Genomic DNA, 23,515 nt, shown 5'->3' on the forward strand with positions numbered 1-23,515 from the left:
TGCCAGAGATCGCGAGCGGCCTCCGCTTACAGGTCCAGGTCGGCTTCGCGCCCGCGCGCTCCCGCCCGCAGGCCGATGAACAGGGGCGCCATGCGTTCGGCGCAGGCGGCGACGTACAGGCGGACCGCCTCGCCGGCCCCGTCACGCAGTACCTCCGCGACGGCCCCCTCCACGGGCGCTCCCATGCCCCACCCCCATCCGTGCGAACAGATCGACAGGCTACGCAGCGGGCTGACGGCCACAGCTTGACGACAAGGAGGCCAAGGCCAAGGCCGGGGTCTGGTTTCTGGCGTGCGGCGGGCGCCGGGGGTGTCGTATGGTGGCTCGGTTCCTGTGCCGAGGTATCGGCGGCAGTGACCGAATCGTCCGTTCTTCGATTCTTCGATGTCGTTCGTTCCAGAGGTGACTTCCTATAGCCCAGGCCAAGTAGCCGTCCGTGTTCCCCACGTGCTGGTTTGTCGCACGTGTCGGGGGGCGGACGTCGCGCTGGTCTGAGTTGCGTCACCCACCCCCTGTTCTCTGTCTTTCCCGGGTGCAGCTCTGCCACCTGCCCCGGGTTTCGTGTTTTCCGGCCCCGGTGCGGCTGTCGGCATGGGCTCCCCGTTTCTCTTGGATCCGGAGTTTCCCGTCGTGTCTTCCTCCGCGCTCGACAGCGAGCCACAGCACACAGACCCGTCCCCGGACGACGCAGCACCTCACCACCCGACAACGGCCTTGGCCGCCCGGATCGCCCTCCTGGTCCTGCTGACCGCCGAGCTCATGGACCTCCTCGACCAGTCGGTCGTTCTGACCGCCCTGCCCGCGATCCAGGAGTCGACCGGCGCGGGACCGTCCGCATTGCAGTGGCTGACCACCGGCTATTCACTGCCCGTCGCCCTCGGGCTGATCACCGGCGGTCGCCTCGGCGACCTCTACGGCCGGCGCAGGATCCTCCTGATGGGCACCGTCGTGTTCACCGCGGCCTCCCTCATGTGCGGACTGGCTGCCGGGCCGGGCGTGCTAATCGGCGCCCGCATGCTCCAAGGGTGGGGAGTGGCGCTGATGATCCCGCAGGTCTTGGCCACCCTCCACGTCACCTTCGACGGTGAGAGCCGCAGCAAGGCGTTCGGCCTGTACGGGGCCGTTCTCTCCATCGCCAACGTCCTGGGCCCGGTGATGGGCGGCCTGCTCACCGAAGCCGACCTGCTGGGGCTGTCCTGGCGGCCGATCTTCCTCATCAACGTACCCGTCGGCCTTGCCGTACTCCTCCTGGGACGCAGGTTCATCCCCGAGTCGACCGTGCAGAAGGCCGACCGGCTCGACCTGACCGGCATGGCGTTGTCCGCGCTGGCCATCGTCCTGATCGTCTTCCCCCTCTCCGAGGGCCACCTGCACCACTGGCCGCTGTGGTGCTTCGTCCTGCTCGCCGCAGGTCTCCTCGTTCTGGGCGTCTTCCTGCGCCACCAGCAACGCAAGCAGGACGAGGCCCCCCTCGTGCCCCTGTCCCTCTTCAGGGGTCGGCAGTTCTACGGCGGCTCGGCCGCGCAGCTGATGCACGGCCTGCTGTGCGGGCTGTTCTTCACGACCTGGACCCTCTACCTGCAAAACGGCCTGGGCCTGAGCCCCGTCCACGCGGCCCTGGCCTTCGTGCTGCTCTCCCTGGGAGAGCTGGCCGGCGCGACGCTCGCGGCGAAGAGCGCCGGGCGCTTCGCCCGCCGCCTGCCCCAGACGGGGGCACTCGTCACGATCGCCGCGATGGTCGGCTACGGCGTCCAGGCCTCCGCAGCCCAGGGCGACCTGACGCTGCTGGGGATGACCGCTCCCGTGGTACTGATCGGCTTCGGTCTCGGCATGGTCGGCGGCCCGCTCGCCGACCTGTCGCTGGCACGAGTCCCGCACAAGGACGCCGGGGCCGCCTCGGGCCTGTTCAACACGGCGATTCACCTGGGCATCGCCGTCGGTACCGCGCTGACCGCCCTCGTGTTCTTCTCCACCACCGGCGGCTCACCGGACGCCGGACTCACCCGCGAGGCGTTCATCACCGTGCTGTGGTGGGTCGGCAGCTTCCTCGCCCTGATGTGGGCCCTGATGTTCTGCCTGCCCAAGGAGACGCACAGCAAGGCCGACTGACCCGCTCCCAGGCCCCGGCCACCAAGCCGACCGCGGCCTGGGCCCGGGGCCCGGGCCCTCAGGCTGCGTCGCACCCGCCGTCTTCGGTTTCCGCCGGGATGGCCAACCGGGGGCCGAGAATCCCGGCCAGTTTCCGTCGCCTCCGCACACCAGCCCAGCCGGTACTCGACGGCTTCAACTGTGCTCAACGGCACGGTGATCCCGCCCTCCTTGACCGCGGCGAGGTGGGACCGCAACGCCTTGACACGCCCCCGGTCGTGGTCGGTTTTGAGTCGCTGGGCGGGTCCGCCTGAGACTGCCGGCACACCGTGGGGCGGGTCGCCTACGCGGTCGGTGGTGTCGTGCGCAAGCCTTCGAGGAGGGCGGCGAGGTAGCGGTGTGCGGTGTCGACCCGGTCGGCGGGGGTGCCGCCGTGGACGCTCACGGCGTGGGCGATGCCGCACATGAGCGGGACGAGGTCGGCGGCGGTGAGGTCGGGGCGGACCACCTCGGCCTCGCGGGCCCGGGCGAGGAGGGTGGCGCCGGCCGATGCCAGTGACTCCTTGAGTTCCGTGGTGCGCGGCACGGCGTCCGTGGCCGCGGCCGCCACGGGGGGCAGGGCGGCGTCGGTGACCTGCGCCTCGACGGTGTGGAAGAGGAAGCCCGTCAGGCCGCGCCAGGGGTCGGCATCGGTCAGCGCCTGCCGGCCGTGGGCGGCCAGGGCCTCCAGGCATGGCGCGGCGACGGCCTCCAGCAGCGCCTCGGGCGTGGCGAAGTGACGGTAGACGGTGCCGACGCCGAGCCCGGCCCGGCGTGCGACGTCGTTGAGCTGCAACGGTGTGCCCTCGTCGACCAGGTCGCGGGCGACGGAGACGATCCGCTGCCAGTTGCGGGCCGCGTCCTTGCGTAGAGGCGTCGTCATGCGGCCATGCTAATCGGATGGTTCATCCGAATGATCCGCCGCCCGCCACCCGCCGGCCGCCGCCCGCTGGCTACCCGCCGCGCGCCGCATCGCGCGTACGACGCTCAGGCGGGGGCGAGCGGCGCGTGCCGTTCGCTGAGCCGGCGTACGGCTTCGGCGACGCGGGGGTCGGCCGCCGCCCGGTGCGGGGCGACCGGGTGCCCCTGGGCGCCGAGGACGATGCCGGTTCGGCCCGTGAGCGTCTCGTCGGTGGCGGCCACGATGGAGGGCCTGGCTGCCGCGGACGCCGGACCGGAGGTCGAGCGCTCGAACGTGCGGCGCACCAGGGGCCACAGCAGCCGCAGGCCGGGCGAGACGATCTTCGGGTCGGTCATGGTGCCGTTGGTCATGTCGGTCGCGGCCCCTCCGGGATCGACGGCGAAGACCGAGACGCCGGTGCCGTCCAGCCGGCCTGCCAGGTCCAAGGTGTAGGCCAGGTTGGCGAGTTTGGCGCGGCCGTACCAGTGGAAGCCGTAGTAGCCGCCCGGCGGCTCGACGTCGTCGAACACGCGCTTGGCCACGGCGACCGCACCCGACGTCACGTTCACGATCCTGCTCGGCGCACCGGCCGTGAGTGTGGGCAGCAGCAGTTCGGTCAGCAGGTAGGGCGAGAGGTGGTTGACGACGAACGACGCCTCGACACCGCCCCGGGTCCGGCGCTCGGCGAACATCGCCCCGACGTTGTTGACCAGCACGGTCAGCGGTTCCCCCGAGGCGGCGTGGTCGACCGCGATCGTCCGGGCGAGCGCACGCACCTGGTCGAGCGAGGCGAGGTCCGCGGACAGGAACCGGGCCGGGTGCACCGTGCCCGTCGCGTTGATCCGCTCGACCGCCTTGGCTCCGCGTTCGGCGTCGCGCCCGATCACCGTGACGGCGAACCCGGCGCCGGCCAGCCCCAGCGCCGTCTCCAGGCCGATGCCCCCTGTTCCGGCCGTGACCACCGCTGTCTTCTTCATGTACCCCTCCACCCCGGCAACCAATCGGATAGATCATCCACTTAGGCAGACGGTAGCACGCATCCGGATGAACTATCCGCTTGATGGTTCGGCGGCAGCGGCAGTGGCCGCACCCGGAGCACCTGCCTGTCGGGCAGGAGGAGAGTGATCGCCACACGGCCCCCTCCGAAAATCCTGACTCCGGACTCGGCAGCGGAACCTACGCTGGGAGCCTCTTCAGACCACCCAGGGAGCAGCGTGCCGCCGTTCGTCTACCAGATCACCAAGTACGACCCCGCCCACCGTGACGAGCGCGGGCACTACACCGGTGCCGAGGACACGGTCAGTGACCACGGGCCGGTTGAGGAGGCTTACCTGGCGGCAATCGCAGCCTTCGCGGAGGCGGCAGGCATTGACCAACTGGAGATCCGCGAGCCGCAGATCGGAGGCTTCGCCTGCTTCGGCCTGGAGCCACCGGTCGACGGCTACGGCCTGGCCGACCTGTTCCCGGCCGGTCCGGCCGGGTTCCACGACGGCGCACTGGTGCCGATCGCTGTCGCCCTGGAACTGGTCCGGGCCATGCTCCGCGACAACGGGGCCTGGTGCCGACTGGAGGCGGAGGGAGCGTTCACGGTGCACGTCGGCTGGGACCAGTACCTCTACATCGGCAGCAACCTGCCCTGCGAAACCGCGCTGGCCCGCACCCGCGCGCTCGGCCTGTTCCCGGAACGCATGGACGCCTCGCCGTACGACTTCGCCCCCGACGACGCCGCGCACGTGCAGCGGCCGGCCGACGCCGACTTCTGGGCCCGCTTGCACTGGACCGTCAGTGCCCGCCGCGCGGTGTTCCTGGAGGAGGTCTTCGCCGGCAACGCCTCCCGGTGGCACCGTCTCACACACGACAACATCGAGGCGGTGCGCTCCCAGCTGGCCCCCCGCGCACAGCTGGCCATCTGGCCAGACCTGCTCACCGACGTCGACACGGCCTTGGCCGCTCTGCCCGACGAAGGTCTCGTGGAGATCGTCTGGGAGGACGAGAGCAGGCAGATCACGAGCGCGGTGGTGGACGAGACCCAGTTCGAGGCAGCGACCGCCCGGCTCGCCGGCGCGCGTGCAGCCGGTGTCGTCTCCCTGTATGCCGGTGAGGATCTCCCACTGTTCACCGCTGTACTGCCTGACGGCGACGGCGCTCTGCGCGCTCGCTGGCAGACCGAGCCGACGCCCAGCGACCGGAACTGGGCGTTCCTGAAGACCCTGCGGCGCGGCCAGGTCGTCACCGGCACAGTGACGGCCATCGCCGGCTTCGGCGTCACCTTCGTGGACATCGGCGGCTTCACCGCGATGATCAACATCCCGGAGTTGTCCTGGCGTCCCTTCGATCATCCGTCAGACGTCGTCAGCGTCGGTCAGGAAGTCACAGCCGAGGTCCTCGACGTCGACATGGTCAGGGAACGGGTGCCGCTGTCGCTCCGAGCAGTGCAGGAAGACCCGTGGCCGCAGGTAGCGCAGAGGATAGGCCAGGTGGTCATCGGGCCGGTCACCAGGATCGTGCCGTTCGGCGTCTTCGTCCGTATCGAGGACCGAGAGGACGGCTTCCAGGGGCTCGTGCACACCAGCGAGCTGGATGAATCGTCCGGAGGCGTCGTCGAGGTCGGTGACGCCCTCACTGTGAAGATCATCGACGTCGATCTCGCGCGTCGTCGTATCGCCCTGTCACATGTCCAGGCACTGGCCTCCGCTGCAGAAGGTCGGCCGTGTGACTGACGACGAGAGGAATCCGGTGCAGCCGAGTGGTGCCTGATTGCGTCGAGGTACTTGCCACTTCGCGGCAGCTGCGGGGTGCAAGCCCATGTCGCGGCTGCTTCCCCAAACCACCGCCACCAGGCGTCGAACGAAGTTCGAGCGGTGGTGCAGAAGCCGTACCCCCGCGCGGCACGGATGCGGTGAGGCCGCGGCAGCCGTGTCCTCGGCCCCCGCCCCGGCTGCGGGGCGCATGGGCCGGCGCGGTGTGCGTACGGCTCGACTCTCCCGGTGAGGCGTCGCGGCCGTTGCTGGGGCCGGCACACCGGGGTGGCCGGTGATCTGTTGCGCGTGGCGCCCGGCGGTGTGGGGTTCAGGCCGTCGAGGTCGCCGCCTGCGAAGCCGAGGTCTGTCGCCGGGCTTCCTGCAGCGAGGCGTACTGGAGCGTCCCCTATGCGACCCATCCCGACCCTCACGGTTTTCGTCCAGGCAGACATCCACCGCGTGGCAAGGCCGAAGCCGTCTTCGGAGAGGTGCTCGGCGGGGCGCGGGGCCTGCGGGGGAGTAGATCGTCACCCAGACAAAGTGCGGCATGCGTCTCGGCGACGGCGTCCACCCAGGCATCAACGTCCTTCCCCCACGGAGTCAACCCCGTCCATCCACGGGGTCATTGGTCCGGGCGGCCGCATGAGGCCGGGATGTGCGGGCAGACGCATCCCAACCTTGTGGAAGGAGCAGTCATGCTTGGTATCGCGGCCGCGGTCCTGTTCTTCATCAGCTTCCTGATCAACGCGGCGGAGATCTCGACGAACCACGTGTTCTCGTCCGGCAATTTCATGATCCTCGGCCTGATGCTGCTCGCCCTCCACGTGGCCGGCGTCGGCGGCGCCTGGACCACCCGCGGCCGACGCCGCTGAGCCGGTGAACGCGCGCACCGGCATCCCGAACCCCCGAGCACCCGCCGACGAGCACGCCGGTGCGAACGCCCTCGCCGCACCTGGCCCACGGCGGCTGAAGACCCAGACCGGGCCGGCGTCAGGGCGGTGACCGCGAGGACCAACGGTACCGGCGCGAGGGGGGCGGGCTTGAGGTGGCCGATGACCGGCGCGCGGCCGGAGTAGCCGTTGGACCGTTCGACGTCACAGGGCGGTGGATGCGGTGCCCGACTCGGTCCAGGAGGCGAAGACGTGGCCGCGCTTGCGCCTCGGCTCGACACTCCCCGCCTGGATCGACGCCGTGACAGCAGGGCTGACCCTGGATTGGAGCTCTGGCAGCATCGAAGGCTCAGAAAATGAGGGCGCCTTGGGAGGTCGGCCGGGGGCGTGTCGGCACCGGCGGACATAATGCCGCTGTGGATCTGAGACCGGAGTTGCTGCCCCCGCCCGTGAGCCAGCAGCGACTGAATGAGCTGTGCGCTGAGGTTGAGCGGATCGCTGAGCTGCTGACCGCCCGCCCAGAGGCGGCGGGGGAGGCGATCCAGGCGTTCAACGCGATGACCGGTCACGATTACGCGGCTCTCGACTTCGCCGAGTACGACGGAAGCAGGAGCCTGGAGGAGTTCGCGAGGGAGGCGGCCCGGCCGGCTCACCCCGTGGTCGCGGACGTCACCCGGGACGAGCTCGCGGAGATCGTTCGCAGACTCCTGGCTGCCTCTGCGGAGAGCGACTACTACCTGCGCCTCCTGGAGGCGAACGTATCGCATCCCCGGGTGAGTGACCTGCTCTTCCACCCCTCGGACATCCTTCAGGACCCGTCTCCCGAGCAGATCGTCGATGAGGCTCTGAAGTACCGGCCGATCGCGCACTGAGCACATCGAACGCCACCGGCACCCTCCGCGACCGATCCCCAGGGTCTGTGCCAGGACCGACTCGGAACGGGCGACGACGTGGTCGGCCAGGTGCCGACTGCCCGGGAGGTCGGGTACCCCGCCATCCCGCCGCCCGTTCCGGGGCCGGCGCCCGTGCGTCCTCCTGCGGTGGTCCGTACGGCAGCTACTGGATGCTCGTGAGGTGCGGATGTGCCGGGTCGGCGCTGCAGGCGAAGACGTTCAGCTTGCCCGACCGGCCCACCTCGACCCCGGAGTGCGCGCCGGCTCCGCTGACGGCCGGATCCCGTTCCTCCAGCGGCATCCAGCTGCCACTTCCGCCGTCCCACTCCGAGCTGTCGATGGTCAGCAGCAGTTCCATCGGGGCCGCGCAGGCCGGGCACTCCAGGACGGCGGCGTCGGTCAGGTTCCAGGACGCGTAGCCCCCGGCGCGCCAGCCGGGCGGGATGGACAGGTCGAACTGGTAGGTCGGCCAGTCCCATTCCTCCACGCCGGATTCCTCGGCCTCCTCTTCGAGGGCCTCTTCCCTGGCTTCGATCCGGGCGCGCAGTTCTTCGGGCAGCAGCCCGGCGAAGGGGTACGTGACCACTTGCTCGGGGTGCAGCACACACGGCTCGGGTACGTATCCCTCGAAGCCCACGACCTCCGGCACGGGGGGTTGCGCCATCACCTCGACGACCTCCCACGACCTGCGCCAGCGCACGTCCAGCAGCATGCCCGTCCGGTTCTCGCCGTGCGCGTCGAAGGGGCACCAGAACACCTGGAGCAGATCGCTGCCCTCCGGCCCCGCGAGCAGGTCGGGCACGTCCCGGCGGTACAGCTGGGCCAGACCGATCATCGGCAGCGGATCCGACTCCCCGCTCTCCCCCGCCGCGCGGTGCCTGCGCTTGAGCTCCTTCAAGAGCCGCCGCTCCTCGTCCGTGAGGCCGGAGCCCGGGTCCCGGGACCACGCGGCGGCCCAGAGCCGCCGCTCCCGGTGGATGTCCGCAGGGCGTCGGCCGCCGCCGTGGGGGTGCGGATCAGTGCACACCGGCCACGGCTCGTCCGCCGGCCAGAGCATCGGCCCGCCCACGGAGCTCACCGACGCGTCAGGGCTGCCCAGCCTCGGGTGCAGCCGGGTCGTCGTGCCGCGGTGGGCGGCGATCCCGGGGAAGAGCCCCTCGACGTCGAGCGGGCGCGGTGGCGTGGTCCTCGTCATGATCCCGAACCTTAAGGCCGCGGCCGATGCGGCTCTCAGCCGGCTGGAGGCCGGCCCGAGAGGTTACGGCTCCGGGTCCCCTGTGCGATGCCGGACACGCGGTCAACGTCATGGAGGGAGTTGCCCACGTGCTCAACACTCTGCCGAGTGATCAGCGACAGGAGTTGATCGAGCTGGTCGGGGAAATGGCAGATGTCGAGAGCAAACCGGCTCGCCGCGAGTTCCTGGAAGCGTTCCCGGAGGGCTTCGGGCTCGACGATGCGCCCTGAGCAATTTCACGAGTACAGCAGGACCCGTTTGCGGAGGAGTTCGAAGCCTGCGCGGCCGAACATCTGGCGCTTGAGCATCTCGGTTCGGTTGACGTGGCCCTCAACGACCCTGCCATCGGCGGCGAGGTGGATCTTCGTGGTCAGGCCGCCGCGGGATCGTCCGAGGCATGGTCGGCCGGCTCGCCGACCGGAGCCCCTTTTGACGGGCCCCGGCGGCGTGCTGATGGGCACGCACGATCGTGGAATCGACCGTGACGACTCAGTTGAGGTCGCCTTCGGCGTCGGCTTGAGCGAGGAGGGCGGTGAAGACCTTCTCCCAGGTGCCGTCGGCCGCCCACATCCGAGGAAACGCCTGGCCTCGCGCCACAGAAGGCGGCCGCCCCCGGACCGCTCACCGGTCCAGGCGGCGTGCCTGCCTGCGGGTCGATCCGGTGGCCGAGTCACCTCCCCCTACAGCTTCTGCCCGGACTCACCGCTTCCCGGGGCAGTGTCCCCGGCGAGGCCGTCCCCAGCCACACCTGATCCGGGCGACGTCGCGGGGCTGCCGTCCGGATCCAGCAGTTGCACAATCCCGCAGCCCCCAAGGCGAGCAGTAGTACCAGGGCCATGGCGAGCACCGTCAACGCAGCCACCACTCCGGGGGTCTTCTTGAGGGTCACGGGGCCGATCGTGATCGTGCTCCCCTTGACCCCACCACCAATGCTGATGGAATTGACGTCCACCCGCCCTGATGACATCCCGCTGAGCATCCTGCTGGACCCGCAGCGCGAACTCCGGGTCGCTCGTGAGCGCAGCCTCCACCTGCACCCGCACCCCCTCCTCGGCCTCGGCCGGCGTGGGGTCCTCATCGAGGCGAGCCAGAGCGACCCTGCCCTGTTCGAACATACGGAGCCGATGGCGTACCAACCGGCGCACCTCTTCGGCCGCGACGGCCCCGAGCCCGCTGCCCACACCGCCGGCTCTGCGTCCCCGCTGTCATGGCCCTGCGCATCACACTGACAGCCACTCTGCGCACGCCACGTGAGGAGTTCCTGCCGATGCGGTGCCGACAGCGGGTGACTGCGGCGGCGGTCGGCCACCTCGCCGGGGACGCCGCGTTCCCCGAGGTCAACCCGGATCAGGTGGTCGCCCTCAGCCGCCGCCGAGACCTGCCGACCCTTCTCGACCGGCATGTCCCCCTCGGCCCGGACCAGGCCGCCCAGCGCCTCGGCGCCCGCCGCGTCGACTTCGACGCCGTGGTGCGCCTTGCTTGGGACGTCGCCCTGCTACCCGTCGTCCGCCCCTGGGTCGACTGGCGAGCGTTGCGCGCCACCCGCGCGGGCCGCCGCTCCCTGCTCGCCGCCCTGGGCCCGGTTGTCCCGGGCCGGGACAGGGTGCTGCTGGCCGTGGTAGCACGGATGGCTCGGGTGGGCCGGGCCGCGGTGGTGAACTGGCGCCGCTGGCAAGACGACTTCCTCGCCCCGTCCGGCGGCACGGACGTGCACCCCCGCAGTTCGACCGCCCGGCGATCGTGGCCTGGCTGCTCGCCCGCGACAAGATCGAGGTACCCGTGGGCATGCCGTCGGCCTCACCGGCCGTGGTCGGCGCCGACCGTCGTACGTTCCGCCTCGATGGCCCCTGGCTGGACCTGGCCGACGGTGTCGCAGGAGGGGGGCCTCCGCACCGTCCATCGTCTTCCGCATGCTCGACATGCTGGACGTGAGACCCGGCCACCGCTTGCTGGAGATCGGCACCGGTACAGGCTGGAACGCCAGCCTCCTCACGCGCCGCTCGGCCCCCGGCAGCTCTCCACCATCGAGGTGGACCAGACTCTGTCGGAGCAGGCGGCGATCCGGCTGAAGACAGTTCGAGCAATGGGTTGGTGGTTGCGGTGTTGTTCGTGTGAGCATGCGAGGTATGACGATCACTGCCCGAAAGGGCTATGCCGCGTAGGCGGCCGGGCGCGTTGCGTGCCCCTCACCAGCGGCTTTGCGCTTTGGGCCGTCCCTACAGGATTGACCGCTTGTCACCATGCACGTCTGCTGTGGTTGACAGGCTTGAGAGGCGGCCCGACGTCGAAGGCGTATGGCCAGGGTGTGTTGAGGTGGCTCTGCGTTGGTATCGGCGGTTTTTGGCCCAGCCAGGCCGGTACCTGGAGATTTCGTACGCGGTGTGTCCGTGTCCTTCTGACGGGCTTGAGGATGTTGCCGAGGCGAGGGACCTGCTTGAACGGGTCTTGCTTCTCCTCCCGGTACCAGCGCGTAAGGAATTGGGGGGCATTGTCACCCGCCTGGATGATGAGCTGTGGCGAAGGACTCTGCCCGACCCTTTCGCATATCGAGATCCCCGCAGGAGGGGCGGCTGGTGGCACTCCAGGCTGAGGGGAGATCGCCCGTTTGGCTGAGATGAACAAGGCGGCCCCGGTCAGGCGGCCGAGCACCCTGGATCATGAAAGGACCGTCCTGTCCTCCTATATGTGTGCCATATGTTCTGAGGGGCTGCAGGAATCAGACCCTCAGTTCGTCAAGCTGACCGCGACGAAGCCGGACCGGGTGGAAGTCCAACAGTTCTACGTCCATGGTTCATGCCTGGCGGCCAAGTTGGGCAGTGCGATGCCTCTGGGAGAGCTCTTCGAGGACTGACCAGCCGGAGGCGTGACTCGGACGGCCCGCACGAGGGGCCACACCCCTGGAACCGGATGAAGGCCCTTCGACGGAACCACATCCGTCCTGCTTGCGGCCCGCGCGGCGGGCTGGTCCTGGAGGCGAAGCCGGAAGGGCCCGGGCGGGGAAGCGGACCGGACCGCCCAACGGGCTGCAGGCCCAAGCTCCATATGACAAAGTCACTCAGGCCTGCAGAGCCGGCGGGTGAAGGCGTCTTCGACACGGGCGCGAACCTGGCGGTGGGAAGTGTTGTGCTTTTCCATCCAGGCTGCCAGTTCGCCCTGCCCGCGCTCGCGGCCGTGCAGGATGACCAAGCCGGGGCCCCGCTAGCCGCCGTCGGGATCACGGTGGTGCGGCCGACGGCGTCCTTGGCTCCGGACAGTTCCCATGCCTTGCAGTCGTCGCGGTTGCCGGGCAATGGCTGGCCAACCACGACGACGCGCCCGGTGTCGGCTTCGATGACCACCTGGTGATGGGTGGCTGACGATGCGGTTGGCCGCGGTCTTCGAGACACCGAACAGCGGTGCGAGCTGCCGTAACGTCAAGTTCGTGCGCCAGTACGCCGTGACCAGCGGCACCCGGCCCTCCAGCGGCAGACTCCGCGGCCGGCCTCTGCGGACCGCGTCAGCTCCTTCACGCCGCAGCTGTGTTACCAACGTGCTGAAGCAGCGAAGGTGTGAAATCTCAAGACTTAGTTGATATTTCCGGCTTATTAGACCCCTGACAGGCTCAAGACTTACTGGACAGACCTGGCAAGCGCGTTTCGAAGCCGGTTCGCTGAGCTGATGGCAGTGCTGTGATGGGCGGGATCAGGTCCTGTCTGGGTGTTCCGCGTTCGGATCGACGTTCCAGTGCCTGGGAAGGTCAGCCTCGCAGAAGACGCAGACGAAGTGGTTTTCCCGCACGATGTTGTGCTCTTGGCAGGTGGGACACCGGCGGAAGACCACTGCGTGTGTGAAGGCGTCCGGGTGGTCGAGGTCGGCTTGATCCAGCGCGTGTGCGACAGCCGGCCATGAGGCAACGTCCGGACAGTAGCCGGTCGACTGGTTGCTGACCTCGTTCACTGCCCAGCGTCCGGCTTCGGTGTAGAAGCTGACCTCGCCAGCGCCCAGTACCCGATCGCCGCTCGCGCAGGCGAGGTGTTCGCTGCGGCGTGGGGCCAGCCGCAGGTCACCGTCCGTGGCGATGACGAAGGTGAAGGGCTCGTCCAGTTCCTCAACAGTCCGGGCTGCCACCCAGTCCGCAAAGTCGGCGGCCGTGCGGATCGTGGCACCACCGTCCGCAGACTGGAGAGCATCGATCACATGGGGCGGCCCGACATAGCGGTAGGCCCGGCCCGAGGCGCTCATGTCGATCAACGTAGAGCACGCAGTCTCGATGCGCTCAGAGTTTCGGCGCGTGGATCTTGGCCTTTCATCGGGTCACGGGATGCTGGTCCTGGCGGGCGTGGAGCGAGATCTCGGCGCCTTCGTAGGTGACGCGGAAGTGGGTGTCCTCGACATGGACGGTGATGATCCGGCCCGCGTGGGTCCGGCCGACGCGCAGGCGCTGGCGTGCCACCATCACGACGCCGTCGTTCGGAACCTTGCGCTCGACCGTGACGGCGGCGGGAGCCGGCGGCAGCTGGGTCGTGGCGAGTCTGGCACCGCGGAGCCGGGGATGCTGTGCCATCCCGCTGAGCGGCAAGCCATCGCAAGCCGACCGCAAAGGGGGCAAGAAGGCGCGGGGCCGCGCCCGGGGTTGACCGGAGAGCGAGGCGGCATCGCCACGGTCGGCCCCGCCGTCGAACTGTACGCCGACCTCGACCGTCGGCCCGGGGAGGGCGGCTATCTCGATGTCGGCGATCAACGGGGTGAACCTCCGGCGGCACTACGAGTCGTGCGTTCCTGCGTGACCCGGCGGACGGTATGCCGTGGCGCATGACGAGAAGCGTTCTGAACCGGCCGGGACGGTACCGGCACGAGATGCTGCTGGTCCTGGACGAGACGGCGAGAGGAAGGACTGGCCGCCCGGGGTCGCTCTGGCTTCTCCTTCGGCATCCTGCTGAGCATGGCCAACGAGATCGAGGAGGAACGCGGCCCCGCCCGCGTGGCCTGAGTGCCTACTTCTGTCGCCCCGCGTGACTCCTGGTCGCCCCCGCCGGGCATCCAGTACGGCCTGGGCGTGACCGGCGCCCAGTCAGCGCACCAGGTTGCGTCGTGCCGTCTCAGCGGCCTCCTTGGTACTCACCAGTCCCACGGAGCCCCGGACTGGATGACCAGAAATGCGAAGAATGCAAGGAGCAAGAGGCCGAAGAAGCAGCCGCAGCCGCTTGGGAGGCAGCCGTCGTCGTCGACGTGCTCACCGTTCGCGCGCCGTATCCCGCGCTCGACTGCTCTTTCGACCTCCCAGTCCTCCATGGGTCGAGTTGTGCCCCACTCGTTCGAGGAGCAACCGCTTCCGGATTCGGCTGAGGCCGAGATGGCTCTTGCCACCTGTCGTCAAACGATCGTTTGCCCACAGGCAGGGGTCCACTGTCCCGGCGCCTGAGCGCGGGGCGGGGGGATGGCGAGACCGCGTTCGCCACCAGATCCGGCGTGCGCCGAGGTCCGTGGGGCTGTGAGGGCTGGCTGGAGCGCTCGATGGCGTTCCGGCCGACCCTGGGGGTTTCAGGCGGCCGGGCGCTTGGCGCGGGCGGTGAGGCGTTCCCAGTTGCGGCGGCCGATGTCGGCCTTCTGCTCGCTGGTGAAGGGCGAGTGCTCCAGGAAGGAGCGGGCTTCACCGTTGCTGGTGTCGACGTAGGGGAAACCGCCGGGGCGGAAGCCGTAGGTGAAGGGGTAGTCGGTGGAGTACAGCATCCGATCGGTTCCCATCACTTCAGCGGTCCAGCGCAGGGAGCGGGGGCTGTTGGTGCCGCTGCCGGCGACTCAGAAGTTCTGCTTGAAGTAGCCCGCCAGGGGCTGGCGCAGGCGGCCTGCTTCGCCGAAGAAGCCGGTGTGGTCGAGGTGGTACAGCGCGACCTCGCCCCAGTGCCCGGCGATCACCTGCAGGCCGGGGAAACGGTCGAAGACCCCTGAGAAGATCATGCGCGGGTACTGGACACCGAGGTCGTAGTACCAGCCGAGCCCGGCTCCGGCCAGAACGGGTCCCATGGGCTCGGGGAGGTTGGAGTAGTAGGCGTCGATGACGGGCTGGACCGGTGTCTGCGGGTGGAAGTGCAGCGGCACGGCCAGCCGCTCGGCCATGGCGTACAACTCGTCGTTGTCCGGGTGGTCGGCCAGCTTGTCCCCCGTACGCCCGTACAGCATGGCGCCGGGAAAGCCCAGCTCGCACACGGCGCGCTCCAGTTCGGCCGCGGCCGCGGCCGGCGACTGGGTGGGAATGGCGGCGAACGCCTGGAAGCAGTCGGGGCGGGAGGCGACGATCTCGGCAAGCTGGTCGTTGGCCTCGTGGGCCACCGCGACCGCGTCGGCCTCCGGCAGATCCTGCACACCCGGGCAGGACAGGGAGAGCACGGCGACGTCAATGCCCTGGTCGTCCATTTGGGCCAGCCGCTGCTCGCCGACCTCGTGCAGGTTCTTGGCGATGGGGCTCCTCATCCAGCACCGACGCGTCCGGGCCGCGCAGCGGGCGCAGAGCGCCGGCGGCAGGGACGCTGGCGGTGAAGCTGTAGCGGCCGAGCACGGTCAGGTTGGCGTGCTTGAGCGGGCACAGCCGGGCGACGTCCTCGTCCAGTACCGGGTGCTCGCCCTGTTCGGCGGGCAGGGCACGCAGCTGTTCGACGGCGGCGTCCAGGTAGCGGGTGGTCCACAGCACCGCGGCGTTGAGGACCAAGCCGAGTGCGCCGAGCTGGTCCTCCTGCCCAGACCTGTACGCCTGCATGATCTGCCCGCGCTTGCCGTGGCAGATATCCCGGGCGAGCTTGTGCCGCGACTCCTGCACGGTGAGCTGACGATTCATCTGCCGCCGGTAGGTGTCGTCCACCGGATCGACCACCCGCAGCAGGTCGTAGGCGCGCACCTGACCGGTCACCAGGGAGCCCCTGGAGCCGCGAGGGCCCGTGACATCCTGTGGCTGTGCTTTTGAGTGATCACGCGAGCAGTGTCGAGCTCCGCCTGCTGCGGTATCAGTTCCCCGAGGTCCGAGGTGACTCGTATGGCGACAACTGGCTGATTGTCGGTGGAACGGTGACGACTCCCGAGGGCAGCTGGTTCTTTGCCGATCCGTGTCTGCTGACCGGTGAAGCCCGTGAGGTGTCCGCTTGGTTGCGCGCGGTGGCTGCGGGGACCGTGGCTGAGACCGGACCTGATGCCGAAGGCTGCTTGGATCCGGCCACGTGCTTCATCGAGCCGGTGCTGGCCCTGAGCCTCGCCGATCGGAGCGGCAGCGGGGCGGTGATTCGCGTTCACTTGTCCTGGGCGGCGGCTCCCCCATGGCAGCAGGGCAATGATGACGGGGCGGACATCTACCAGTACGTCGTGGAGGTGGGGCTGGATACGGCTGCGCTGCTTCACGCTGCTGACCGATGGGATCTTGCGCTGGTTTCCTTCCCGACCCGCTGATCAGCGGTGATCATGCTCCGGTGGGTCGGTCGGGTCGTCGAGTGGCTGGCCGAGGTCGGGCAGCAGCTTTTCGATGCGACTGGCCGTGCAGTGGCGGCGTTCGACTTCGCGGGCCCAGCCGTGGCTGGCGGCGTCTGTGGCGAGGGCGTGTTCGCCCTTGCGCCGAGCCCGTAGCCGCGATGCATAGGCGGGTGTGGTGACGAACTTCGCGCAGGTCAGGTCGAGGTCGGTCTTGTAGAAGTTCGTCTTCAGCCAGTCGACGGCCGCCTCGGGCAAAGCGCCGGACTTCAGCTTCTCGGCGGCGGGGCCGGCGATGCTGGCACCGGGTTCCAGGACGGCCTTGTAGTCCCGGAGAAATTCCTGGTCGTTCAGGGCTCGCGGCCGGTTGTCTGGGCGGATTGAGGCTCGTGCCGAGTTTTCGTCGATCCGTGGTGGTCGGGCCGGTCGCCGGCCCGCCGGGGGTTGGGGTGGGGGCGTGATGCGGCCCCCGACCTGGGGGAGTGGGTCGGGGGCCGCCGCACCGTGTACCGGATGTGTCTTCCCGGTCAGTGGCGGAAGGTGTCCTTGGTCTTTTCCTTGGCCTGGCGGGCGTCGCCCTTGGCCTGTTCGGTGCGGCCTTCGGCGGTCATCCGCTCGTTGCCGGTCATGTGGCCGAGGGCTTCCTTCGTCTTGCCCTTGGCCTGCTCGGCAGTGGCCTTGGTCTTCTCGGTGCCCGACATGGGGACCTCCTCGTGTTGTACCGGATCGGTCGTGACCGCTCTCCTGCTCGCATCCGCGACGGGTAAACGTGGGCCGTGGTGTTGTGCCGTGTCGGTGGGGCTGGAGCCGGGCAGGCCGGGGACCTGCCGTCGGACGGTGCGGCGTCTGCGGTGAGTGGGGGGTGGGGGAGCGGGTCGGCGGATGACGAGGGCGGCGGGGCGGGCCGGACTCGCTGGCCGGAGAGCTCGCCCGGGCTGAGCCTGGCCGACCTGCGCGGCTCCGGGATCACGGCCCGCAAGGTCGCGGTGCTGGCCGCCGAGGGCGCCGACGGCGCCCAGGTGCGCGGCGCCACGAGCAGCTCGGATCCCGCGAACGCCGCCGTGGAGACGCTGGCCGCGCACGGCGGCGAGCTGCCCGTCCGCGACGGCGAGCGGTTGGCCGTCGACCTGCCTCTGCCCACCACGGCGTCGGTGCTGCACGACGCAGTGGTGGTCCTGGACAGGACCGATGCCTGGCCGCGGACCCCGACGCCGTGGGGTTCGTCAGAGAGGCGCTCGGGCACGGCAATCCGGTCGCCGCTCTCGGAACGGGCACGCTCCTGCTGCGGGGCGCGGGCGCCGAGCAGTCAGAGCGGCTGGCGGGCGTCGCCCTCCTGGGCGCCGATGGCGTGGTGGACCGGTTTCCGGGAGCATTTCGCCGGGCTGGTCGAGCAGCCCCGCTTCCCGGCCCGCTGACCGAGCCGTCCCCGTCCGTGGTCGTCCTGCGCCGGTGGTGAGGGTGTCCCCGGGCGGCGGGTGCGGCCCGGCCCGGCCGTAGGCTGCCCGGGGGCCTTCGCGGGCCGCCGCAGTTCAGGACAGGGACCGGAACCGGGGGATCATGTGGAGCTGCGCCAGTTGCGGTGCTTCGTCGCGGTCGCGGAGGAGTTGCACTTCGGACGGGCCGCCGACCGGTTGATGCTCGGCCAGCCGGCGGTGAGCCAGCAGGTGCGTCGGCTGGAGCGGGAGTTGAAGGTGGAGCTGTTCGACCGCTCGCCACGCTACGTCCGGCTCACCGCGGCCGGGGAGCGGTTCCTGCCGGCCGCCCGGGAGGTGCTGGCCGCCGAGCGGGCCGCCGCCGGGCTGGCCGCCGAACTGGCCGCTCCCGGCGCCCGGGCGTTCGGGCTCGGTACCATCACCGGGCTCGGCGAGCGGCTCGACCGGATCCTCGACGCCTACCAACGGCACGCGCCCGAGGTCCGCATCGAACTGCACTCGGCCCCGGTGCAGGAGCGGCTCGCCAGGCTCGCGGACGGCCGCCTGGACGCGGCGTTCGTCCGCGGCGAGATTCCCGCGGGCACCGACGACGTGCGCTTCCTGCCGCTGCCGGCCGACGAGTTGACGATCGCGCTGCCCGCCCGCCATCCGCTCGCGGAGCGTTGTGCGCTCGACCTGGCGGACCTCGCCGAACTGCCGCTGCGGCTCACCGAGCGCCGCAACCATCCGGCGCTGGTCGACCTGGTGCTCACCGCCTGCCACCGGGCCGGCTTCCAGCCCGTCCCCGGCCCGGCGTCCAGCACCCTGCAGGACACGCTCGCCGCGATCGGCAACGGCACCCCGATGTGGACGGTGGTCTACGCGACCAACGCCCGTCTGACCAGCCATCCGCGGATCGCCTTCCGGCCGCTGCGGGACCGGGTGCTGACCCTGCCGCTGTGGCTCGGGGTGCGCCGCACCGTGCCGCACCCGAAGCTGCTGGTCGCGGCCTGCCGGGGACGGGCCGCGCACGATCACGAATCGTGATCGCTGCCAGAGCGAAGCACATCTGGTTCGCCGCCGGGCTCTGCGGTGGACTGTTCCCAGAGCGCAGACCGGACATCAGGAGCCGGATAACGCAACCACACTGAGGAGCAGACCATGCCGATCGTCACCGTCCAGCAGGGCCCCCGCAGCATCGAGCTCAAGCGCGAGCTGGTCGCGCGGATCACCGACGCCTTCGTGGACACCCTGCAGCTGCCCGCCGAGACCGTCCAGGTCTGGATCCACGAGGTCCCCGCCGACAGCTGGGCCGCCGCAGGCAAGCTCACCGCCGACCGGTAGCAGCCGCGCGGCCCATTCGTGGTCATCACCCCCCTGCAACCGCACTTCGAACGGCCGCACCGTGGTCGCCTGGCTGCCGGCCCACGACACGATCGAAGTATCACGGGCCCGACGGTGGCCTCCCCGACGCTGGCCGGGACCGACGGCGCCGCACACCGGTTCTGTCTGCGATGACCCGCACCCGGTCCTCGCTGACGACCCAGCCGGCGAGCACCAGTTGTCCGGCTGGTCCACCGTCGAAGACGCCGACGCGCTGGCCGCCCTCGCTGCGAGGGCGTCGGCGCGCCGGCTGACCGCCAGGTACCAGTCCGTTGGGCTGCTGGGCCAGGTGCGGGTGATCGCCCGCGGCCACGACGGGCGCGCCATGCTCCCCGAGCAGGCAGCCCTTCCCTCCCGCACCCGCAAGGTCGGCGAAGGCCTGCTCGTGCCCCGCCGCCACGGGATGCTCGTCCCGGCCGGAGGCAGCTGGAACGACACCACCACCGACCTCTCCGAGCCGATGCGGACACGCACCACCCGCGACTCCGAAACCCTGCTGACCATGCCTTACGTCGTCACCATGCGCCGCAACGGCCGCATCGACACCGTCGAGCGCCCGCTCGCCACGCTCGCCGCCCGGGGCCGCCACCACGGCCTGGTCATCCCCTACCGCAAGGGCGCCGCCAAGCCCACCAGCGAGCCGATGCTGACCCTCGTCACCCGTGCCTCCGCCGGAGTGCTCACCCCGGCCGACACCGTAGAGCAGGCTCTGAGCGTCGAGGACTGCCACTTCCGGATGCTCCAGCCGCACGAGCAGCTCGCCGCCCAGCGGTTCCCCGGCGACTACATCATGCGCGGCAACAAGACGGAACAGACGCAGCAGGCGGGCAACGCCGTGAGCTGCAACGTCGCCCAGTGGCTCGGCGCGCGAGTCGCCGCCGTCCTCTGACCCTCACCCACCGCCAGAGAACTGCATCCGTCGGGTGGGGCGACCGGTACTCCGCCCCATCCGACGACACCCGCCAGCAAGGAGAACCGTGACCGACCCGCTCAACCCAGCCGCCGAGCACCACACCGCACCCGGCAACACCGCCGCCAGCCAGCCCCTCCACAGCTAGCTCCTCCCCGCACTCGCCGACCACGGCTTCAAGGCCGTGCTCGGTGCGGAGTTCCTGACCCTCACCGTCGGCCCCTGGGAGATCACCGTCACCGGCACCAGCCGCACCAACGGAGACGTCGACATCCGCTACCCCGTCGGCGACCACCACAGCCCCCAGGCATGCGCCCTCAAGGACACCGACGACTGCTGGATCGTCTTCGACTCCGGCACGGACGACCCACCCCCCTCATACCGCACCCTGGCCCAAGACAGCGACCAGATGATCCGAGCCATCCGCGAGTTCCTGCTCGCGCGGGAGGCTGAGCAGCCGGTCGTCCCTGAATGGATCAACCCGCGCTGCGGAGGCTGCGACGTCGGGCACTTCGCCTACCGGCCGAGCACCGCAGCCCTCCACTGCACCAGCCCCGTGTGCGACCACTGGATCCTCCCCAGCGAACTCGTCGACGCCGACGGCTGGGAGCTCCACGACGGCAGCCTCGCCGTCCCCAACTAACCGAACCGAACCCCACCACCCGCCCGGCCGGAGCCGACAGCACCGGCCGGGCAGAGGCGTGCCGCGAACGCGGGCGCTATGCGACGGCCCGTCCGTGCACCAGACCGTGGCCGCGCACCCATCGCTACCTCCGATTCCAGGCGCCACCCGGCCGCCGTCGACGTCCCCCGGTGCGCCCCTGAGCGGTTGGTGATGTGGCAACTGGTTGCGAACGAGCAGCGCGGGCCGGCTATCAGCCGTGCAGGACGCCGGTGCGGGCGGCGAGGCCTCGAAGTTCGGGTGTGGTGCGTCCGGAGACGAGCAGGCCGGAAACAAGGGTCTTCACTGCGGGACGGGCGTGGGTCTCCTGAGGGGCCCAGTACTCGGCCTGGAGGAGGGCTCGGATGCATTCGTCTCGTCGTCCCCACTGGGCGAAGGCTTTCGCGCGGTCGGTGAAGTAGAGCGCGCGTCGCTCTGTGGTGGGGAGCGCCTGGGGGGCGAGGGCGTCAGCAGCGGTGATGGCCGCTGAGGGATCCCCGGCGGTGGTCTCCGCCGAGATCAGGTGCAGTTGTACGGTCGCCTGGCTGAAGCCGCCGTTGGTGTCTCGGAGGTGGGTGACGGCGCCCAGGCTTTTGGCGATGGTGGCGGCCTCGCTGGTCAGCTCACGCATGCCGGATTGATCGCGTTGGTGGGCCACGGTGTAGGCGGCGCACTGGATCAGCAGGCCCCTCTGGGCGATCCCGACCTTCCCGAGCTCACGCAACGAGGGGTCGTCAGCGGCGTTCAGGGCGAGGGCGAGGGCCTGATCGTGCCAGCCTGCTTTGCGGGCGAGGACGGCCTGCTGACGGGCCGCCTCCGCGACAGCCACCGGTGCACCGCCGGCGGCGGCGAACTGCCGCGCGCGGTCGGCTGCCATCCAGCCGAGTTGCGCTTCGTCGAGCTTGACGAGGATCCGAGTCGCCAAGAGGTACGCCTGCGCCAGCAACCGGAAACTGTCGGTGGTGGACTGGTGCCCTGCGGAGATCAGGCGCGGAAGGCGGAGAGCGAGGCTGGAGTACGCGCAGTCGTTGAACTCGGCAGAGGCCCTGCGTAGCTCGGCTGCGAGGAGTTCCAGTGGCGTGTCCGAGGAGCCGCGGCCGAGTCCCAGCATCGCGTCGCGCAGCCCAGCGACGAGCGCTTCGCCGAGTTGTGCCTCCTCGGTCTTGCCCGGCATGGACCCGGTGACGGGGGCGCCCATGGCGGCCGCCGCGGTGACCGCGAGGTTCGCCAGTAGTTGCCTTCGGCTGCGCACCGGATCCTCCCCCTCGTCGTGACCTGGGAATCCCAGAGTAGGTGTGGGCAGGTTCGGATACGGCCCGGTTGGCTGGCTGGACGGCTCCGGATGAACGCCCGGGGTCGGCGCGAGGCCGAGATCCTGGGGAGGGATGCCGAGGACCTCGGCGAATCGATGGAGGACGGAGACGTCCCTCAGGGCGGACTTTCCGCGTTTGTCGGCTTTCACGCAGTCGCGGTCGACACGTGCGCCCGGGTAAGTGGCGCGCACCATGCTTCCGCCTCCGCTCGCGAGGCGTTCTACCTCTTCGACGACGAGCACGTGGTGGTCGAGACGCTCACCGCCGAGATCAACGTCCACCAGCCCCGCGAACTCGCCGACTACGCCCGCGCCTTCGCCACCCTGTCGTCCATGGCCGTCTACGGCGACGAAGCCCGCGCCCTCATCACGGCGGCGATCGACGCCCTCGGGTGAAATTGCGCAATCAGCCGCAATCACGTTGAGGGGCAGGAGCGTCCAGTCGTTGACTGGTCCCCGCACCCCGGAGCACTCCACCGGCTCAGGGAAGCGCCCACCCAGCAGCGGGCCGCCGGCCCTCAGCCTCCCGCAGTCCGCTGCCGTCCCCCCGTCGGAGAGGAGCAAGGCCATGACCTCCCTGCCGCGCCGGAAGCCCGTCCCCGGCATCGGATCCAGCGGACGCACCCTCCCCCTACAGCATCCGAGCCCCGGTGTGCCGAGCCGGGCCCTGCGCGTTCGCGCGGCAGACAGCTGGGAGAAGTTCATGCGCGGGTCTGACTTCGAACGGAGTGACGATGTCCCGACCTGGTCGTGAGCGGCAGCGCCAGGCGGTGCCCGGCTGGGTCACCGAGGGGACCGCGATCACGGACCCCATCGAAGGCCGCAACGGGATCGTCCAGTTCATCGGCGAGTGGGAGGACCCCGCGACCCGTGTGGTGATGTCCAACGCGGTCTTCGCCCGGCCCCCCGGCGGCGGCAAGGAGTGGATCGTCAAGGATCCCTCCAGCCTCGAACGGGGCTGACCCCCAAACCTCCCGCTCCGCCTTCCTACAGCCCCGGGGCGGGCTGCTCCATCCCTGCTCCACTCGAACGCGATCGAGAGGAGCACGACATGACCGAGATGCTGACCAGGCCCGTCGAAGGCACGGGCGCCGGCCAGTACCGCAACCCCCGCGACTTCGTGAAGCCCGAGGTCTGGGACCGCGAGATCACTCTGCTGATGCGCGACTACCCCTTCGACGAGGTGATGGCGACCCGGCTGTTCCACGCCGCGGTCTCCTACCTGATCACGGCGATGGAGAAGTGGGACGAGCCGGTGCCGCTGGAGATGTGCTGCGGCCGGATCATGGACATCGCCGTGCACGTGTTCATCCTCGACACCAGCAACTACCGGGAGTTCTGCCACGAGCACTTCGGCGGCCGGTTCCTGGAGCATATCCCCGAGATCGCGTTCAAATACGACGGCTCGGTAGAGCGCACCGCGCAGATCATCCACGACAACGGGTTCGAGGTGGACTGGAAGCTGTGGGAGGCCGACTACGCCAAGTGCGGCCCCTGCCACCCCGGCTCCAAGTGCCACTGACCCGGTAGAGCCGTAGGCCCGCTCACGCTCGGAGGTGCCCCGCGCACCTCCGGGCGCTTTTATGCCCATATGTGTGAGTTTCTATCCTTCGCTCCTGC

Annotated in this window: 27 protein-coding genes and 4 pseudogenes; 16 read left to right on the forward strand and 15 right to left on the reverse strand. The window is 70.0% G+C overall.

The annotated features are described in order from the left end of the window. Window positions 1-26 precede the first annotated feature (26 nt). A complete protein-coding gene (locus tag ACZ5NJ_RS05620; RefSeq protein WP_468763062.1) occupies window positions 27-185 on the reverse strand; it encodes a hypothetical protein in 159 nt (52 codons plus the stop codon). A 529-nt stretch (window positions 186-714) separates the two neighbouring features. Between ACZ5NJ_RS05620 and ACZ5NJ_RS05625 the strand changes: the two genes are divergently transcribed. Beyond that, window positions 715-2,109: an MFS transporter gene (locus ACZ5NJ_RS05625; RefSeq protein WP_468763064.1), complete on the forward strand. Its 1,395-nt coding sequence runs from the start codon at window positions 715-717 to the stop codon at window positions 2,107-2,109. A gap of 322 nt (window positions 2,110-2,431) precedes the next feature. Here the strand turns inward: ACZ5NJ_RS05625 and ACZ5NJ_RS05630 are convergent, their stop codons facing one another. Beyond that, window positions 2,432-3,010, reverse strand: a complete 579-nt coding sequence (locus ACZ5NJ_RS05630; protein ID WP_468763066.1) for a TetR/AcrR family transcriptional regulator — start codon at window positions 3,008-3,010, stop codon at window positions 2,432-2,434. A gap of 104 nt (window positions 3,011-3,114) precedes the next feature. Further along, a complete protein-coding gene (locus ACZ5NJ_RS05635) occupies window positions 3,115-4,005 on the reverse strand; it encodes an SDR family NAD(P)-dependent oxidoreductase (protein ID WP_468763068.1) in 891 nt (296 codons plus the stop codon). Between the two features lie 237 nt (window positions 4,006-4,242). On the opposite strand from ACZ5NJ_RS05635, the gene ACZ5NJ_RS05640 reads away from it, so the two are divergent. The 3 genes from ACZ5NJ_RS05640 (at window position 4,243) to ACZ5NJ_RS05650 (ending at window position 7,531) form a co-directional block, all read left to right on the forward strand. Beyond that, window positions 4,243-5,748 (forward strand): S1 RNA-binding domain-containing protein, encoded by a 1,506-nt coding sequence (locus ACZ5NJ_RS05640; protein WP_468763070.1) that lies wholly within the window; start codon window positions 4,243-4,245, stop codon window positions 5,746-5,748. A gap of 716 nt (window positions 5,749-6,464) precedes the next feature. Then, the gene (locus ACZ5NJ_RS05645) at window positions 6,465-6,641 is read left to right on the forward strand and encodes a hypothetical protein (protein WP_468763072.1); all 177 of its coding nucleotides are present in this window, start codon (window positions 6,465-6,467) and stop codon (window positions 6,639-6,641) included. Window positions 6,642-7,075: 434 nt separating this feature from the next. Continuing rightward, entirely contained in the window at window positions 7,076-7,531 is a 456-nt protein-coding gene (locus tag ACZ5NJ_RS05650; protein WP_468763074.1) for a hypothetical protein, read from the forward strand. Between the two features lie 184 nt (window positions 7,532-7,715). Here ACZ5NJ_RS05650 and ACZ5NJ_RS05655 read toward each other — a convergent pair whose 3' ends face one another. After that, complete coding sequence (locus tag ACZ5NJ_RS05655) at window positions 7,716-8,747, reverse strand: hypothetical protein (RefSeq protein WP_468763076.1); 1,032 nt, start codon at window positions 8,745-8,747, stop codon at window positions 7,716-7,718. Window positions 8,748-8,875: 128 nt separating this feature from the next. Between ACZ5NJ_RS05655 and ACZ5NJ_RS05660 the strand changes: the two genes are divergently transcribed. Then, window positions 8,876-9,016 (forward strand): hypothetical protein, encoded by a 141-nt coding sequence (locus ACZ5NJ_RS05660; RefSeq protein WP_468763078.1) that lies wholly within the window; start codon window positions 8,876-8,878, stop codon window positions 9,014-9,016. Window positions 9,017-9,127: 111 nt separating this feature from the next. On the opposite strand, the pseudogene ACZ5NJ_RS05665 reads toward ACZ5NJ_RS05660, so the two are convergent. After that, window positions 9,128-9,359 (reverse strand): annotated as a pseudogene (locus ACZ5NJ_RS05665) (IS5/IS1182 family transposase); the annotation flags it as partial. A 263-nt stretch (window positions 9,360-9,622) separates the two neighbouring features. Here ACZ5NJ_RS05665 and ACZ5NJ_RS05670 point away from each other — a divergent pair. After that, the gene (locus ACZ5NJ_RS05670) at window positions 9,623-10,015 is read left to right on the forward strand and encodes a hypothetical protein (protein WP_468763080.1); all 393 of its coding nucleotides are present in this window, start codon (window positions 9,623-9,625) and stop codon (window positions 10,013-10,015) included. A gap of 690 nt (window positions 10,016-10,705) precedes the next feature. After that, the gene (locus ACZ5NJ_RS05675) at window positions 10,706-10,855 is read left to right on the forward strand and encodes a hypothetical protein (protein WP_468763173.1); all 150 of its coding nucleotides are present in this window, start codon (window positions 10,706-10,708) and stop codon (window positions 10,853-10,855) included. Between the two features lie 1,003 nt (window positions 10,856-11,858). Here ACZ5NJ_RS05675 and ACZ5NJ_RS05680 read toward each other — a convergent pair. The 7 genes and pseudogenes from ACZ5NJ_RS05680 to ACZ5NJ_RS05710 all read right to left on the reverse strand — a co-directional run. Next, window positions 11,859-12,371: pseudogene (locus tag ACZ5NJ_RS05680) on the reverse strand (helix-turn-helix domain-containing protein); the annotation flags it as partial. Window positions 12,372-12,467: 96 nt separating this feature from the next. After that, complete coding sequence (locus tag ACZ5NJ_RS05685) at window positions 12,468-13,007, reverse strand: hypothetical protein (protein WP_468763082.1); 540 nt, start codon at window positions 13,005-13,007, stop codon at window positions 12,468-12,470. Between the two features lie 64 nt (window positions 13,008-13,071). Further along, complete coding sequence (locus ACZ5NJ_RS05690) at window positions 13,072-13,506, reverse strand: hypothetical protein (RefSeq protein WP_468763084.1); 435 nt, start codon at window positions 13,504-13,506, stop codon at window positions 13,072-13,074. Between the two features lie 377 nt (window positions 13,507-13,883). Further along, window positions 13,884-14,057 carry a hypothetical protein gene (locus ACZ5NJ_RS05695; protein WP_468763086.1) on the reverse strand — a complete coding sequence of 58 codons (174 nt, stop codon included), beginning with the start codon at window positions 14,055-14,057 and terminating at the stop codon, window positions 13,884-13,886. Between the two features lie 249 nt (window positions 14,058-14,306). Further along, on the reverse strand, window positions 14,307-14,495 hold the full coding sequence (locus ACZ5NJ_RS05700; protein WP_468763088.1) for a hypothetical protein: 189 nt from the start codon (window positions 14,493-14,495) through the stop codon (window positions 14,307-14,309). 69 nt (window positions 14,496-14,564) lie between these two features. Further along, window positions 14,565-15,236: an amidohydrolase family protein gene (locus ACZ5NJ_RS05705; protein ID WP_468763090.1), complete on the reverse strand. Its 672-nt coding sequence runs from the start codon at window positions 15,234-15,236 to the stop codon at window positions 14,565-14,567. After that, a pseudogene (locus ACZ5NJ_RS05710) lies at window positions 15,160-15,675 on the reverse strand (Tn3 family transposase); the annotation flags it as partial. The gene ACZ5NJ_RS05705 and the pseudogene ACZ5NJ_RS05710, both read right to left, overlap by 77 nt. Window positions 15,676-15,713: 38 nt before the next feature. Here ACZ5NJ_RS05710 and ACZ5NJ_RS05715 point away from each other — a divergent pair. Next, window positions 15,714-16,199, forward strand: a complete 486-nt coding sequence (locus ACZ5NJ_RS05715) for a WapI family immunity protein (RefSeq protein WP_468763092.1) — start codon at window positions 15,714-15,716, stop codon at window positions 16,197-16,199. On the opposite strand, the gene ACZ5NJ_RS05720 is transcribed toward ACZ5NJ_RS05715, so the two are convergent. Together ACZ5NJ_RS05720 and ACZ5NJ_RS05725 are read right to left on the reverse strand one after the other, a co-directional pair. After that, window positions 16,200-16,475 carry a hypothetical protein gene (locus ACZ5NJ_RS05720; RefSeq protein ID WP_468763094.1) on the reverse strand — a complete coding sequence of 92 codons (276 nt, stop codon included), beginning with the start codon at window positions 16,473-16,475 and terminating at the stop codon, window positions 16,200-16,202. Window positions 16,476-16,744: 269 nt separating this feature from the next. Then, complete coding sequence (locus ACZ5NJ_RS05725) at window positions 16,745-16,918, reverse strand: CsbD family protein (protein ID WP_468763096.1); 174 nt, start codon at window positions 16,916-16,918, stop codon at window positions 16,745-16,747. Between the two features lie 150 nt (window positions 16,919-17,068). Here ACZ5NJ_RS05725 and ACZ5NJ_RS05730 point away from each other — a divergent pair, with 150 nt between their 5' ends. The 5 genes from ACZ5NJ_RS05730 (at window position 17,069) to ACZ5NJ_RS05750 (ending at window position 20,565) form a co-directional block, all read left to right on the forward strand. Beyond that, entirely contained in the window at window positions 17,069-17,632 is a 564-nt protein-coding gene (locus ACZ5NJ_RS05730) for a hypothetical protein (RefSeq protein ID WP_468763098.1), read from the forward strand. A 144-nt stretch (window positions 17,633-17,776) separates the two neighbouring features. Continuing rightward, window positions 17,777-18,676, forward strand: a complete 900-nt coding sequence (locus ACZ5NJ_RS05735) for a LysR family transcriptional regulator (protein ID WP_468763100.1) — start codon at window positions 17,777-17,779, stop codon at window positions 18,674-18,676. A 114-nt stretch (window positions 18,677-18,790) separates the two neighbouring features. Next, the gene (dmpI, locus tag ACZ5NJ_RS05740; RefSeq protein WP_042811709.1) at window positions 18,791-18,973 is read left to right on the forward strand and encodes a 4-oxalocrotonate tautomerase DmpI; all 183 of its coding nucleotides are present in this window, start codon (window positions 18,791-18,793) and stop codon (window positions 18,971-18,973) included. Window positions 18,974-19,190: 217 nt separating this feature from the next. Next, complete coding sequence (locus ACZ5NJ_RS05745; RefSeq protein WP_468763102.1) at window positions 19,191-19,901, forward strand: DNA cytosine methyltransferase; 711 nt, start codon at window positions 19,191-19,193, stop codon at window positions 19,899-19,901. A gap of 205 nt (window positions 19,902-20,106) precedes the next feature. Further along, entirely contained in the window at window positions 20,107-20,565 is a 459-nt protein-coding gene (locus tag ACZ5NJ_RS05750; protein WP_468763104.1) for a hypothetical protein, read from the forward strand. 232 nt (window positions 20,566-20,797) lie between these two features. Here the strand turns inward: ACZ5NJ_RS05750 and ACZ5NJ_RS05755 are convergent, their stop codons facing one another. Further along, the gene (locus ACZ5NJ_RS05755) at window positions 20,798-22,138 is read right to left on the reverse strand and encodes an XRE family transcriptional regulator (RefSeq protein WP_468763106.1); all 1,341 of its coding nucleotides are present in this window, start codon (window positions 22,136-22,138) and stop codon (window positions 20,798-20,800) included. Here ACZ5NJ_RS05755 and ACZ5NJ_RS05760 point away from each other — a divergent pair. The 3 genes and pseudogenes from ACZ5NJ_RS05760 to ACZ5NJ_RS05770 form a co-directional block, all read left to right on the forward strand. Further along, window positions 22,109-22,291: pseudogene (locus ACZ5NJ_RS05760) on the forward strand (Scr1 family TA system antitoxin-like transcriptional regulator); the annotation flags it as partial. The gene ACZ5NJ_RS05755 and the pseudogene ACZ5NJ_RS05760 overlap by 30 nt on opposite strands. 338 nt (window positions 22,292-22,629) lie before the next feature. Beyond that, entirely contained in the window at window positions 22,630-22,857 is a 228-nt protein-coding gene (locus ACZ5NJ_RS05765; RefSeq protein WP_468763108.1) for a hypothetical protein, read from the forward strand. An 89-nt stretch (window positions 22,858-22,946) separates the two neighbouring features. Next, window positions 22,947-23,417: a glycine-rich domain-containing protein gene (locus ACZ5NJ_RS05770; protein ID WP_468763110.1), complete on the forward strand. Its 471-nt coding sequence runs from the start codon at window positions 22,947-22,949 to the stop codon at window positions 23,415-23,417. Window positions 23,418-23,515: the final 98 nt, after the last annotated feature.

It is taken from the genome of Streptomyces sp. NPDC032091 (genome assembly GCF_055580265.1).